This is a genomic window from Dyella jiangningensis, assembly GCF_003264855.1.
GTDB classification, from domain to species: Bacteria; Pseudomonadota; Gammaproteobacteria; order Xanthomonadales; family Rhodanobacteraceae; genus Dyella; species Dyella jiangningensis_C.
The window spans coordinates 1,689,095-1,702,700 of sequence record NZ_NFZS01000001.1 but is presented as its reverse complement, the minus strand read 5'-3'; the positions used below and the strand labels follow the sequence as shown (position 1 = coordinate 1,702,700).

Below are 13,606 nucleotides of genomic sequence, written 5' to 3'. Positions count from 1 at the left end.
GAGAGGAAATGCGACCTTCCCGGCAACGCGCATCGCCGATCGCAACGCACCATCGACGACGCAGGCGTTTATCAGTTTTTCGCCAAGAAGATCGCTGCAAAGCAACAGATTCCTGCTGCATCGCGGGACATAACCAGACATCCATAAGCTCCAGCAACTTCGCTCGATTTCACGGCGCGCGTCACAGTTTCGTCGAGTCATTGAGGACAACGTTGTCATTCCGGGGACACAAGACGACATCGCTCCAGGCATGGCGCGCGCCATGACGGGTACGGACAGCGGAACGATCGGACCCGGTTGGCCGGTGGGAACCGGCCAGTCGCCGCAACAGCTCCATCCTGACATTGCACTTTTCACCCAAGGAGAAACCCTTATGCGTGTAAAGCAATCGGTGATGTGGTTTCGCACGGCCCTGCACGCGCTCGGCAGCACTGCCGGTGGCGTGATGGCCATGAGCCTGATGACGATGGCGCCCGTGCAGACGGTACAGGCGCAGAGCACGCCCGCCTGCGCGGCGGCGTGGAGCGCCAGCACCGCCTACAACGGCGGCGCCGTGGTCAGCGAGAACGGCACCAATTACGTCGCCAACTGGTGGACGCAGGGCAACGACCCGGCGACCAGCAACGGCGCCAGCGGCTCGGGCCAGCCATGGACCTCGCAAGGGGCTTGCGGCGGCTCGGGTTCCGGCGGAGGCACGGGCGGTGGCGGCGGTACGGGCTCCGGTGGAACGTGTGCGGCCGCGTGGGTGTCGAGCCAGGTGTATACCGGCGGCCAGGTCGCCAGCGAGAACGGCATCAACTACGTCGCCAACTGGTGGACCCAGGGCAACGATCCTGCAACGAACAATGGCCCTGCCGGTTCCGCGCAGCCATGGACATCACAAGGCTCATGCACCGGAAGCAGTGGCGGAGGCGGCACGGGCGGTGGCGGTACCGGAGGCGGCGGCACGGGCGGCGGCGGCACCACCAATCCGCCAGGCACGGGTGCCAACCTGCTGTTCAGTCCCTACAAGGACATCACGATCAATCTCAACTGGAACACCAACGTGATGCAGACGGCGACGGCTACGGGATCGTCGATTCCGGTCGTCGGCAGTGGCAGCCTGAAGTCGAACTACGTCACCAACCTCAGCGCGATCACCCTCGCCTTCGCCACCGGCGAATGCGGCAGCGAGAACTGGGGCGGCGTGCCGGGCGCGAGTTTCGCCAGCGCCAACATCAGCGCGCTTTCCAGCGCCGGCCTGCCCTACGTGGTCTCCACCGGCGGCCAGGCGGGCACGTTTACCTGCGGCAGCACTGCGAACTTCGCCACCTTCCTCTCGCGCTACATGTCGCCGCAAATGGTGGGCGTGGATTTCGACATCGAAGGCGGCCAGTCGCAACAAGGCATCAACAACCTCGTGGCCGCTGCGGTGTATGGCCAATCGCTGTATCCCAACCTGCGCTTCTCCTTCACGCTCGCCACGCTGGGCGCATCGGATGGCAGCTACGGCGGTGTGAACAGCCTGGGTGACATGGTGGTGAAGGCCATCAAGGCCTCCTCGCTCACCAACTACACGATCAACCTGATGGTCATGGATTACGGCGGACCAAGCGCCGGCGTGTGCGTGGTGTCGGGCGGCGTGTGCGACATGGGCCAGTCGGCCATCCAGGCCGTGACCAACCTGCAGCACACCTATGGCATTCCCGCCAGCAAGATCGAGCTCACCCCGATGATCGGCGTGAACGATGTATCCAACGAGAACTTCTCGGTGGCCAACGTGGATGCCGTCACCAGCTATGCCGTCAGCAATGGGCTCGCCGGCCTGCACTTCTGGTCGCTCGATCGCGACAACCCGTGCAACCAGACCACCGCGTCGCCGACCTGCAACTCGGTGCCATCCAGCACGAACCTGCAGTTCACCAAGCGATTCCTGAGTGACCTCGGGAGATAAGGCAAAACGCGTCGCGGGCCGGCACCGATGCCGGCCCGCGGATGCCGCCCTTCGCACCTCAACGACTGCGATCCTTGCCGAGCGGCGTCCGCGGCGACGGGTCGCGGCCACCGGCCTCGTTTCTCGGCGACGCCGCCGTACCTTCCTGGGCCTTGCGCTCGGCGATCTTTTGCGCGCGATCAACGGCCGTGCCACCACTCTGATAGCTCGAACCTTGCCCGGCACCAGCACCGCCCGAACGCTCGATCGTTTCGTTTTCCGCTTCGCGGCCATGATGGGGTCGCGCGTTACCCGTGCCACTCACGCTGCCTTGCCCGCCTTCGGTCGACGTGGGCGCGGCGTAGGTGCCGATGTCGTCCGTGGGCGGTCGATCGGTCATGTCACGGCTGCCGATGTTGAGGTCGGTGCCCTGTCCGTTGTCGGGTAGCGTGTTGGCGGCTTGCCAGGGTTCGAGATCACCAGGTTCGGACACCGTGTTCGCGGCCACATGCGCACCGTCGTCGCCGGTGAAGCCGGTGTTCAACTCGTCACCGCCTTCATCCAGCGACTGTCCCGGCACCTGCGTGGCGAGATGCCCGCCCTGCCCGCCTGATGCGGGATCGAAGTTGCTGCGCGCTTCTTCCACTTCGTCACGGCGGATACCGCCCTGGCTCTGCACGTTCTCGCCCGCGGTCTTGCTCGAAGGTGGCTGCTTGGCTTGCTTCATGATGCTTCTCCGAAGTTCGCCTGCAGTCTCGACCGCCGCCGGTTGCCTTGCCGTTGGCGCACTGTCGATGAGTTGGCTCACGCGCACAGCAGGAAAAAGGCCCCGACGTGCGGGGCCTTGAGGACGTGTTGCGATGGGTGGGCAAACGACTGACGGAAGACAAGCTATGTCATAACGAAGCCCCCTTCTCCCCTCGGCGACCCGTAGGTAGTCCCGTGGGAGAGAAGGTGCCGGCCCCGCAGGGACTTCCTCCGGTCGCAGGCGGATGAGCGTGCGGGCGGAGTGAGGCACTCAACGACGCGGCGAGCGCGAACCCTCACCCCACGCAGGGAGAGGGACTTCTCGCTTCACACGTGCGGCAGATCAGCCGCCGTTCTTCCCCAACCACGCATCCACCGACGGCAGGCGTTCGTTGCGTACCATCATGCGGTACTTGATGTTGGCCACGGCGGTTTCGGCATCGCGACGCGAGCTTGGCGCCAGGTACTTGGTCGCGTAGGCATTGATCTTGTCGATCATGGCCTGGTCGAACGCACTGCTGCCCAGCGCCGGGTAGTAACGGCTGCGTGAGCTGCCATCCACCACCTTGTCCACCTGTTCGCGATGCGCCATCGCGAAGTCGAACGCGAGCTCCGGATGCAGGCGCGACACGATGCGGATCATGCCGGCGCTGTTGGTGGCACCGGGTTCATCCGTCAGCGCAAGGTCGAGCGCTCGCTTGGCGAGCGCCTCGTCCTCCACCGAAGCGAGCTGCGCATACAGGCGATCCTTCACCAGCGGCGTCTTCTCGGCCTTGGCGGCGGCGTGCATCTTGTCCCAGGTGGCCGCGTCGGCGTGGCTGGCCACGATCGCCAGGATGGTCTTGCGCAGCTCGGCCGGCACCGCCTTCGGATCGGTGGCCTGGGCCGCATAGCGACGACGTGCTTCATCGATGACCGTGCTGTCACCCAGGTTGGACAACGTGCTGATCAGGTGGCTGCGCAGGATCGTGGTCGGCACGCTCTCGTTCGGGTTGGCTTCCCAGCCCACGCGGGCGAACACCGGCGACAGGCGTTTGACGGCATACGTGCGGAACGTCGCCTGGCGCTTGGCATCGCCGCGATAGTAGTCGTTGAGCGCGGAGAAACTGCCGGCCACTTCGTCCCAGATCTGCGGATCGGCGCCGACCGGCGTGGCTTTCGCCAGATCCAGGAAATCCGCCACCGGCTGCAGGCCGGCCATGCTCAGCGCCCAGGTATCGCTCATCACGCCGAGCTGGTCGATCGGTTCGAGCTTGGTGAAGCCTTCCTTGATCGCCGAGACCTGCGCCGGCGCGTACAGCGTGCGGTAGTACCCGCTCTGCCCTGCGTTCACCTGCACCGGACCGCAACCCGGCACCGCCAGCGTGGCTTCGCCATCGACCAGCGTATGCACCGGCTTGCCACCGATGCTCTGCGCCGTCACCGGCACGTGCCAGCGCAACGGCTTCTTGTCCGGCCGATCCTTGGTGAACTCGCCCTGCGTGAGCTTGAGCGTCACCGCGTTGTTGGCGCACGCACCTGCCTCCACGCGGATCAGCGGGATGCCCGGCTGCAGCGTGAATTCATGCGCGATGGTGGTGACCTGCTTGCCCGGCACGACGGCATCCATGGCATGCCACAGATCGTCGGATACCGTGTTGCCGTAGGCATGCGCCTTGATGTAGTTGCGCACGCCGGTGCGCCAGTTGTCGGCGCCCACGTAGTTTTCCAGCATGCGGATCACCGACTCGCCCTTGGAATAGGTGATCGAGTCGAAGGCCTGGCTGGCCTGTTCCACCGTGTCGATGCGCTGCACGACCGGATGGGTGGTGACCACCGCATCACGCGACATCGCGCCTTCGCGGATACCCACCGCGTCGAGCTTGGTGTTCCATTCCGGATGCAGGCGATCGGTGGTGCGCGAGGCCATCCACGAGGCGAAACCTTCGTTGAGCCACAGGTCGTCCCACCAGCGCATGGTCACCAGGTCGCCGAACCACTGGTGCGCCATTTCGTGCGCGGCGGTGCCGAACACGTTCTGCTTGTCCTGCAACGTCGAGAAGGACGGGTCAAGCAACAAGGCGTATTCGAACGTGTAGATCGCGCCCCAGTTCTCCATCGCCGAGAAGAACTGACTGCTGCCCGGCGAAGCGACGTTGTCGAGCTTGGGCAGCGGATACGGCACGCCGAAGTAATCGTTGTATTCCTTCAGTACTGCCTTGCCCGATTCCAGGGTGAAGGCACCCTGCGCGCTCAGGCCCTTCTGCGTGACCACGCCGATTTCCACGCCTTCGGACTGGGTCGTGATGCGATCGAACTCGCCCGTGCCGAAGAACAGCAGGTAGGTCGACATCTTCGGCGAGGTCTTGAACGTGATGTGCGAGAGACCGTTGCCGGCATCGGTCTTCGACGCCACCGGCATGTTGCTCACCGCCATGTCGCCCGACGGCACCGTCACATCGAGATCGAACGTGGCCTTGTAGTTCGGCTCATCCCACGACGGGATGAAGCGGCGCGCATCGGAGTTCTCGAACTGCGTGTACAACGCACGCTTCTTGCCGGCCTTGCTGTCGTAATCGATGGCGAACAGGCCGTTGGCCTGCGTGCCGATCTTGCCGGCGTAGCTCATCGACAGCTGGTACTTGCCCTTGGCGATGGGCTTGTCGAAGGTGAAAGTGGCAGTCTGCGCATCGTTGTCGGTGCTCACCTTCGGCGTCAGCGCCGAGGCACCCTTGCCGGCCGTGAGTTCCACCTTGCTGAAGCTCATGTCGATGGCGTTGAGCGTGATGACGTTGGTCGGCGCGAGCACCTCGACGTCCACCGTGACCTTGCCGTCGAACGTCAGCGTGGATGCATGCGGCGTGATCGACACCGCGTAGTGCGAAGGACGCACGGCGCGCGGCAGCTGGGTGGTGGTCTGTGCCGTGGGCGCGGCCTCGGCGGCCAGTGCGGCGCCGGTGAAAGTCACGCCGGCCAATGCGAGCGCAATGGCGGAAACCAGGCGAGTACGCATGTTTATCCCCTTGTTGGTGGACCAAACGGGTGGCCCGGAAATGGTGCAAAACAGGTCGATGGTGCTGCATGCGAGCGCGAGCCAACATGGCCGGAAGTCATGGTGGGTTGAGACGCGCCTCTTCTTCTGTAGGAGCGCACCCCGTGCGCGACCGCAGAGTCACGACATCACCGCTCCGTAGGCTTTTCGCGCACAGGGTGCGCTCCTACGAAAAAAGCGCGTGCGCCGCGCAGCAAAAAGCCCCGCAATGCGGGGCTTTTTGAGGTCTGGAACTGACGCCTCCCGATCAGGCGAACGGATCGTCCAGTACGATGGTGTCATCGCGGTCGGCGCCGGTGGCGACGAGCGAGAGCTTGCAACCGGAGAGTTCTTCCACGGCGCGCAGATAGGCGCGAGCGGCCGGCGGCAGCTTGTCCCATTCACGGATGCCGGCGGTGGACTCTTCCCAACCCGGGAACTCCAGGTACACGGGCTTGCACTCGGCCCAGCCATCGGCGTCCAGCGGCGCCAGCTCGCGGCGCTTGCCGCGGTATTCGTAGGCGATGCAGACCTTGATGCTGGGCAGGCCGTCGAGCACGTCGAGCTTGGTGATCGCCAGGCCGTTGATGCCGTTGATCTGCACGGCGCGCTTGAGCGCCACCAGGTCGATCCAGCCGCAGCGACGCGGACGGCCCGTGCTTGCGCCGAACTCGTTGCCGACCTTGCGCAGGCGCTCGCCCATATCGTCGTTGAGCTCGGTCGGGAACGGACCGCCGCCGACGCGCGTCGCGTAGGCCTTGCAGATACCCAGCACGTAGTCGATGTCGCCCGCGCCCACGCCGGTGCCGGCCAGTGCACCACCGACAGTGGTGTTGGACGAGGTCACGTACGGATAGGTGCCATGGTCGATGTCGAGCAATGCGCCCTGCGCACCTTCGTACAGGATGTGGCCGCCTTCCTTGCGCACGTCGTGCAGGATGGTGGCGACGTCGTCGACCATCGGGCGGATGAACTCGCCGTAGGCCAGCGCATCGTCCAGCACCTGCTGGAAGTCGACCGGCTCGGCCTTCAGCCACTGGGTAAGGATGAAGTTGTGGTACTCCACCGCCGCCTTGATCTTCTCCGGCAGCTCGTGCGGGTACATGAGGTCGGCAACGCGCACGCTGCGGCGGGCGACCTTGTCTTCGTATGCCGGGCCGATGCCGCGGCCGGTGGTGCCGATCGCCGACTTGCCGGCAGCGGCTTCGCGCGCCTTATCCACGGCAATGTGGTACGGCATGATCAGCGGCGTGGCCGGGCTGATCTTCAGGCGCGAGCGCACTTCCACGCCCTGCGCTTCCAGCTCTTCGATTTCCTGCTTGAGCGCCTGCGGCGACAGCACCACGCCGTTGCCGATCAGGCACAGCGCGTCGTCACGCAGGATGCCCGAGGGGATCAGGTGCAGCACCGTCTTCTTGCCCTTGATCACCAGCGTGTGGCCGGCGTTGTGGCCACCCTGGAAACGCGCCACGGCTTTGACCTGCTCGGTCAGCAGGTCGACGATCTTGCCCTTGCCTTCGTCGCCCCACTGCGCGCCGAGGATGACTACTGACTTGCCCATGATGTTGCTCTCGTCAATTTGAAAAGTCGGGTGCCCGCGAGGGCGAGTCTCTTTCGGAGCGTGGCTGTCCCGCCGGCAGTCACGTCGCCGGAGCGACCACGCTCGCGTCAATTCCCGATGGTTTTGAACGGCCCATCCGCCGCATCAACTCAATGCATCAACTGCAACGCGACCAGCCCGATGCCGATGGCCACCGCGCCGAACACACGCAGCGTGCGCGGGTTCAATTTCACCGCCTCGCGCATGGTGGCCTGCCAGCTGCGCGGCGCGGCGAACAACACCAGTCCTTCGATCACCAGCACCAGGCACAGCGCCGCCAACAGTTCACGCGACATCGTCGGCCGCCACTCAGTGCTTGGCCGACGCGCCGTCGTGGAAATACTTCAGGAACTCCGAATCCGGCTTCAGCACCAGCACGCCCTTGCCGTCCTGGAACGACTTACGGTACGCCGCCAGGCTTCGATAAAACGCGAAGAACTCCGGGTCCTGCCCGTAGGCCTGCGCATAGATCGCCGCGGCCTGGGCATCGCCTTCGCCGCGTACCTTGGCGGCATCGCGCTCGGCCTCGGCCTTGATGACCTGGGCCTGGCGATCGGCATCGGCCTTGATCGTTTCGGCCGCCTGCTGGCCGGTGTAGCGCAGCTCGTTGGCCAGCTGGGCGCGTTCGGCGCGCATGCGCTTGTACACCGACTCGCTCACTTCGTCCGGCAGGTCGATGCGCTTGATGCGCACGTCGACCACGGCGATGCCGAGGTTCTTGCGCGCCGCGATATCGGTCTGCTTGCGCACGCGCTCGGTGACATCCTTGCGGCCAGCCGAGACCAGTTCCTGCAGGGTGCGGCCATTGAACTCGAAGCGCAGCGCATCCTTCACGATGGGCGTGAGGCGGTTGGCGGCCTGCAGTTCGTCGCCGGCGGTGGCGCGGTAATACGCGGCGTTGTCGGCAATGCGCCACTTCACGTAGAAGTCGACGTTGACGCTCTTCTTCTCGGAGGTGAAGTAGCGCTCGGGCTGCGCCTCCAGGGTGAGGATGCGGTTGTCGAAGGTCATCACCTGTTGCACGAACGGCATCTTCACGTGCAGGCCGGGCGTGTCGCCGGTGCGCACGATGCGGCCAAATTGCAGCACCAGGGCGGTCTGTCCTTCGTGCACGACGAACAGGCTGTTGAAGCCGATCAGCACAAGCAGCACGGCAACGATGGCGGAGGCGAATTTCACTGCTGCTTCTCCTTGCCAGCCATCGCGTCGTTGCCCGCGGACTGCATCACCGCGCCCACGCCGGGCACGTCCTTGCCGGTGGCCCTGTCGAGCGGCAGGTAGATCATGTTGCGACCGCCGGAACCGTCCAGCACCTTGGGATTGTTGGACATCACGTCCTCGACGGTTTCCAGCCACAGGCGGCGGCGGGTCACGTCGGGCGCGGCCTTGTATTCCTTGAGGATCAGGTTGAAGCGTGCGGCGTCACCGGTGGCGATGGCCACGCGCTGCGCGTTGTAGCCCTGGGCCTCGGCGAGGATGCGCGAGGCATCACCGCGCGCCACCGGCACCACCTGGCTGGCGTAGGCACGTGCGTTGTTCTCGGTGCCCTGCTTGTCTTCGCGCGCCGCGTTGACGTCGTCGAAGGCGTCCTTCACTTCCTGCGGCGGCGCCACGTTCTGGAAGCTCACATCGGTGACCATTAGGCCCGAGTCGTATTCGTTCAAGGTGGCCTGCAGGATCTCGCGGGTCTGCTGTTGCAGCGTGTCGCGTACCGCCGCGGCCGGCGTTGCCGGCACCACGGGCGTGGGAACGGTCGGCGCCGTGCTGGCCGTGGCCGGCGTGGCGGCCGTGCCCTGCTCGTTGCCCTGGCTGGTCAGGATGTTGTCCATGATGTTCGCGCCGACCACCGTGCGCACGGCGGCCTCGGCGGCCTGGCGCAGCGTGTCTTCCGGCGGGCCGCTCAGCGAGAACAGGTATTTGCGGGCATCCGACACCTGGTACTGCACGTTGAAGTCGACCGAGATGATGTTCTCGTCGCTGGTAAGCATGCGCACCTTGTCCGACACCGAACGGATCTCGGTGGTGCCGACCTTGGTCACGGTTTCCAGCGGGCGCGGAAACTTCAGGTGGAAGCCCGGCTGCAACGTGCGCGAATACTTGCCGAAACGCAGCACCACGCCGGCCTGGCGCGCATCGACGATGGTGTAGCTGCTCATCACCACCCACACGATGACGAAGGCCAGCAGGATGACGAAGATGCCGCCGGCACCGCCGCCGAGCTTGCCGAAGCGGTCGCGCAGCTGCTTGAGGATGTCGTCCAGCCCCGGCTTGTTGCCGGTCTGCCGGTTCTTGCCCCAGGGATCACGTTGCCCGTTACCGGGTTCGTTCCAGGCCATGGTCAGTCTCCTTGAGGCCGCTGGGAGGCCGGCTGCATTGGCCGGAAAACGCGTTGAACGGGTTTGGACATGGTCTCGGGTGCTTGTCGTGACAAGTGTGCCGCCCGGGCCCGGATGGCCGCACAAACACTGGGCATTCTACCAGAGCCGGGCGGGGATTCCTCCCCCTGCGCGCCAAACCTGCCGCGCGGGACCGCACCCCGAGCGACGGCCGCGTGGCGGACGGGCCACGCGCCGGCATGTCGCGCAGGGCGCGCTGCTACAGGAAGGGTTGTTCTTCCGGGGTGCCGAGCAGATCGCGCAACAGTGCAGCCTCGGCCGCACTGCCGCCGCTCAAGGGGGCGATGACGCTGCGCGGTGCGTCGATGCTCAGTCGCCAGCCCTGCTCGTCCACTTCCTCGCCGGCGATGGCGCCGGCTGCCTTCAGGCGGGCATGCAGCCGTCCGGCGGAATGCGGCAGGCGCAATTCCGACTGCACGCGGTCGCCGCCCAGCAGTTCGCCCAGCGCCTGCTTCAGCAGGTCCACGCCCTCGCCGGTAGCCGCCGACAGCCATACGGTGGTCGGTCGGCCCTCCGCGTCGCGGTCGATGCGCGGTTCGAGACCCGCGAGGTCGATCTTGTTCATCACCCGAAGCTGCGGCAGGTCACCCGCATCGATTTCCTCGAGCACGCTGTCGACGACCTTGGCCAGCCGCTCGCGCTCATCGTCGGCGGCATCGCTGACGTGCAGCAGCAGGTCGGCATCACGCGCCTCGGCCAGGGTGCCGCGGAACGCAGCCACCAGGTCGTGGGGCAGCTCGCGCACGAAGCCGACCGTGTCGGCGAGCACCGCCGGCCCGCAGGACAGGCCATCGAGCTTGCGCACGGTCGGGTCCAGCGTGGCGAACAGCAGGTTGGCGGCGAACACCTCGCCTTCGGTCAGCACATTGAACAAGGTGGACTTGCCGGCGTTGGTGTAGCCCACCAGCGCCACGCGCGGCACCGTGTTGCGCAGGCGCGCACGACGCTGCTGCACACGCTGGGTCTGCACTTTCTCCAGGCGCTTGCTGAGCATCTTCACGCGCTCGGCGAGCAGGCGGCGGTCGGTTTCCAGCTGGGTTTCGCCGGGACCGCGGTTGCCGATGGCACCGCCGCGCTGGGCGTCCAGATGGGTCCAGCCACGCACGAGGCGCGTGGCGAGGTGCTTGAGCTGCGCCAACTCCACTTCCAGCTTGCCTTCGTGCGAACGGGCACGCTGGGCGAAGATGTCCAGGATCAGGCCGGCGCGATCGACCACGCGCACGCTCAGATGCTTTTCGAGGTTGCGCTCCTGCACCGGCGAGAGCAGGTGGTCGACCAGCACCAGGTCCGCGCCCAGGGCGCGCGCGGCCTCGGCGATCTCGTCGGCCTTGCCGCTGCCGATGTAGTAGCGCGGATTGGGCACGTCGACGCGGGCGCTGAGGGTGCCGAGGATGTCGGCACCGGCGGATTTGGCGAGCTCGGCGAATTCTTCGGCGCGCCGCACCGCATCCCCTTCCCCGCGCGAATGCGGAAGAACCAGGAGGGCGCGTTCGCCTTTCTTTTGACGATCAAACACGGATAGGGACGGACCTGTAGGAAGACGCAGCGCCGCGGGCTAGGCCCACGGCGCGGGCGGGAGTGGAAGTGTATGCCGGCGCGGCGCCAGATCCCAATGCGGCCCCGGCCTGACGCCCTCTCACTCACATGGGTCGGCAGGTCCGCCGAATCAACCTTCGGTATCGGCCGTGGCCGTCGCGGCCTCGTGCCCCTCATGGCCATTGCCGACGCGCACGTTGCGGCTCGGCACGACGGTGGAAATGGCGTGCTTGTAGACCATCTGGCTGACCTGGTTGCGCAGCAGCACGACGAACTGGTCGAAGGATTCGATGGTGCCCTGCAGCTTGATGCCATTGACCAGGTAGATCGCTACCGGGACGCGCTCCCGGCGCAGTGCGTTCAGAAACGGATCTTGCAGTGATTGCCCTTTGGACATTTCTTGTTCTCCCCTCGCAACGGACGGGCCGGAGAAAAAGACGCACGCCGCGTCCCGGCCCAAGATTGAGGAATATTAACCACTTTTAAATCGTTGATGAAAGACCAGAAGTGGGACGATTTGATGTGTGAAGAAGACGTTTAGAAAACACGGCGCAAGATGTGTCGCGCGTCTCAGAGAAACAGCTCCAAGGCGTCCTCCGCACGCGCCTGCAGGCCTGGGTTGTCGGGGTCGAGCACGCGCGCGTCGAGCTCGCTGCGCAGCCAGGTGATTTGCCGCTTGGCGAGCTGGCGGGTGGCGAAGATGCCCTTGTCGCGAAATTCGGCGGCGCTCGTTTGGCCGTCCAGATGCTCCCAGGCCTGGCGGTAGCCCACGGCGCGAATGGCGGGCAGGTCGGCATGCAGGTCCTTGCGCTCGCGCAGCACGCGCACTTCGTCCAGGAAGCCGCAGGCGAGCATGGCATCGAAGCGTTCGGCGATGCGTGCATGCAGCGGCGCGCGATCGGCCGGCAGCAGCGCGAGCTTCAATACCCGCCACGGAAACCGCTCGCCACTGCCGCCCTGCTGCTGCTCGGACAACGTCCGGCCGGTGAGCTCGATCACCTCCAGCGCGCGCTGGATACGCTGCGCATCATTGGGGCCGATGCGTGCTGCCGCGGTGTGGTCGAGGCGCTGCAGTCGTGCGTGCAACGCCGGCCATCCCTCATCGGCAGCCTCGGCAGCAAGGCGTTCGCGGATCGCAGGATCGGCCTCAGGCAGTTGGGACAACCCCTGCTGCAGCGCGCGGAAGTAAAGCCCCGTGCCGCCAACCAGCAAAGGCACCCTGCCCGTGGCGGTGATGTCCTGCATGGCCGCCATCGCGTCACCGCGGAAGTCGGCAGCCGAATAGGGTTCGGCCGGATCGCGGATGTCGATGAGCCGATGGGGATACGTTCCCAGTGTCGCCGCATCAGGCTTGGCAGTGCCGATATCCATGCCGCGATACACCAGCGCCGAATCGACGCTCACCAGCTCCACCGGAAATCGTTCGCTCAGCGCGCAGGCAAGCGCCGTCTTGCCCGACGCAGTCGGGCCCATCAGGAACACGGCAAGCGGGCGCTGATCGATCGGCATCCGGCCATTGTACGGTGCCGCGCCCGCGCGCTTACAGGGCAACGCCGCTCAGGCGTAGAACTCCAGCTTGCCACCCACCAGCTGATACATCGAGCCGACGATCTTGATCTTGCCGTCCTTCTCGAGGCCGGCCAGCACATCGCTGCGGCGACGGATCTCATCGATGGTGTGGCGCACGTTGGTCGCCGCCACCGCATCGACAAATGCGTCGTTCTTGCTGCTGCGCTCGCCGTCGAACCTGGTCGCCTCCACGGCAGGCTTGATCTTGTCCAGCAAGCCGGTGAGGTTGCCGAGCTTCGCGCCGTCAATGGCGCCCTTGATGGCCCCGCACGCGGTGTGCCCCATGACCAGCACCAGCTTGGCGCCCGCCACGGCGCAGGCGAATTCCATGCTGCCCAGCAGATCGTCGTTGGCGATGTTGCCGGCAACGCGCGCGTTGAACGTATCGCCGATGCCGGTATCGCAGATGATCTCGGCCGGTGCGCGCGAGTCGATGCAGCTGAGGATCACCGCCGCCGGATATTGCCCTGCTGCACTAGCGCGTTTTTGCGCGAGGTAATCGTGAGTGTCGAGCTTGCCCGCGCGGAAGCGCTCATTGCCTTGCTTGAGCAAGGCAATCACCTGGTCGGGCGTCATCGCATCGCGTTGCGCCTTCGTCAGGGCGGCTGCCTCGGCAAAACCGGGCAGCAACAACGGCGTGACACCCATGGCGCCGAGCGCCACCAGGCCAAGTGTCGACTTGAGCATCGCGCGCCGACCGTGGTGGAAGCCGCTACAGCAACCCTCTTCATGCAAGTCCATGACACCCTCCTCCCCGAGGGAATGAAGGCTTACTGCACGCCCAAGGCAATGAAACCGGCGTGAACCGGGCCGGAGCACGACAGGGGAAGGCCGTG

11 protein-coding genes are annotated in these 13,606 nt (G+C 65.7%); 1 reads left to right on the top strand and 10 read right to left on the bottom strand.

Annotated features, from left to right (window positions below; translation table 11 throughout):
* The first annotated feature begins 373 nt into the window (after positions 1–373).
* On the top strand, positions 374–1,933 hold the full coding sequence (locus tag CA260_RS07605) for a carbohydrate-binding protein (protein WP_111982048.1): 1,560 nt from the start codon (positions 374–376) through the stop codon (positions 1,931–1,933).
* A 58-nt stretch (positions 1,934–1,991) separates the two neighbouring features.
* Here the strand turns inward: CA260_RS07605 and CA260_RS07600 are convergent, their stop codons facing one another.
* The 10 genes from CA260_RS07600 to CA260_RS07550 form a co-directional block, all read right to left on the bottom strand.
* Complete coding sequence (locus CA260_RS07600; RefSeq protein WP_111982046.1) at positions 1,992–2,639, bottom strand: hypothetical protein; 648 nt, start codon at positions 2,637–2,639, stop codon at positions 1,992–1,994.
* 363 nt (positions 2,640–3,002) lie between these two features.
* Positions 3,003–5,651, bottom strand: coding sequence for a M1 family metallopeptidase (locus tag CA260_RS07595; protein ID WP_111982044.1), 2,649 nt, complete (start codon positions 5,649–5,651; stop codon positions 3,003–3,005).
* Positions 5,652–5,937: 286 nt separating this feature from the next.
* Positions 5,938–7,230, bottom strand: a complete 1,293-nt coding sequence (locus CA260_RS07585) for an adenylosuccinate synthase (RefSeq protein WP_111982038.1) — start codon at positions 7,228–7,230, stop codon at positions 5,938–5,940.
* A gap of 149 nt (positions 7,231–7,379) precedes the next feature.
* Complete coding sequence (locus CA260_RS07580; RefSeq protein WP_111982035.1) at positions 7,380–7,565, bottom strand: DUF2065 domain-containing protein; 186 nt, start codon at positions 7,563–7,565, stop codon at positions 7,380–7,382.
* A gap of 13 nt (positions 7,566–7,578) precedes the next feature.
* Positions 7,579–8,448, bottom strand: a complete 870-nt coding sequence (hflC, locus tag CA260_RS07575) for a protease modulator HflC (protein ID WP_111982032.1) — start codon at positions 8,446–8,448, stop codon at positions 7,579–7,581.
* Positions 8,445–9,605, bottom strand: coding sequence for an FtsH protease activity modulator HflK (gene hflK / locus CA260_RS07570; RefSeq protein WP_111982026.1), 1,161 nt, complete (start codon positions 9,603–9,605; stop codon positions 8,445–8,447). Before hflK ends, hflC begins: the two co-directional genes overlap by 4 nt.
* 259 nt (positions 9,606–9,864) lie before the next feature.
* Positions 9,865–11,181, bottom strand: coding sequence for a ribosome rescue GTPase HflX (gene hflX / locus CA260_RS07565; RefSeq protein ID WP_111982022.1), 1,317 nt, complete (start codon positions 11,179–11,181; stop codon positions 9,865–9,867).
* Positions 11,182–11,331: 150 nt separating this feature from the next.
* A complete protein-coding gene (gene hfq, locus CA260_RS07560; RefSeq protein WP_038619551.1) occupies positions 11,332–11,598 on the bottom strand; it encodes an RNA chaperone Hfq in 267 nt (88 codons plus the stop codon).
* A gap of 173 nt (positions 11,599–11,771) precedes the next feature.
* Positions 11,772–12,710 (bottom strand): tRNA (adenosine(37)-N6)-dimethylallyltransferase MiaA, encoded by a 939-nt coding sequence (miaA, locus tag CA260_RS07555; protein ID WP_111982021.1) that lies wholly within the window; start codon positions 12,708–12,710, stop codon positions 11,772–11,774.
* Between the two features lie 48 nt (positions 12,711–12,758).
* Positions 12,759–13,511: a carbonic anhydrase gene (locus CA260_RS07550; protein WP_111982019.1), complete on the bottom strand. Its 753-nt coding sequence runs from the start codon at positions 13,509–13,511 to the stop codon at positions 12,759–12,761.
* Positions 13,512–13,606 lie beyond the last annotated feature (95 nt).

Excerpts from the sequence above, each read along its gene's own strand:
- CA260_RS07580 (WP_111982035.1), bottom strand. The coding sequence starts at position 7,565 with ATGTCGCGTGAACTGTTGGCGGCGCTGTGCCTGGTGCTGGTGATCGAA.
- CA260_RS07585 (WP_111982038.1), bottom strand. The coding sequence starts at position 7,230 with ATGGGCAAGTCAGTAGTCATCCTCGGCGCGCAGTGGGGCGACGAAGGC.
- CA260_RS07600 (WP_111982046.1), bottom strand. The coding sequence starts at position 2,639 with ATGAAGCAAGCCAAGCAGCCACCTTCGAGCAAGACCGCGGGCGAGAAC.
- hflK (WP_111982026.1), bottom strand. The coding sequence starts at position 9,605 with ATGGCCTGGAACGAACCCGGTAACGGGCAACGTGATCCCTGGGGCAAG.
- miaA (WP_111982021.1), bottom strand. The coding sequence starts at position 12,710 with ATGCCGATCGATCAGCGCCCGCTTGCCGTGTTCCTGATGGGCCCGACT.
- hfq (WP_038619551.1), bottom strand. The coding sequence starts at position 11,598 with ATGTCCAAAGGGCAATCACTGCAAGATCCGTTTCTGAACGCACTGCGC.
- CA260_RS07550 (WP_111982019.1), bottom strand. The coding sequence starts at position 13,511 with ATGGACTTGCATGAAGAGGGTTGCTGTAGCGGCTTCCACCACGGTCGG.
- CA260_RS07605 (WP_111982048.1), top strand. The coding sequence starts at position 374 with ATGCGTGTAAAGCAATCGGTGATGTGGTTTCGCACGGCCCTGCACGCG.
- CA260_RS07595 (WP_111982044.1), bottom strand. The coding sequence starts at position 5,651 with ATGCGTACTCGCCTGGTTTCCGCCATTGCGCTCGCATTGGCCGGCGTG.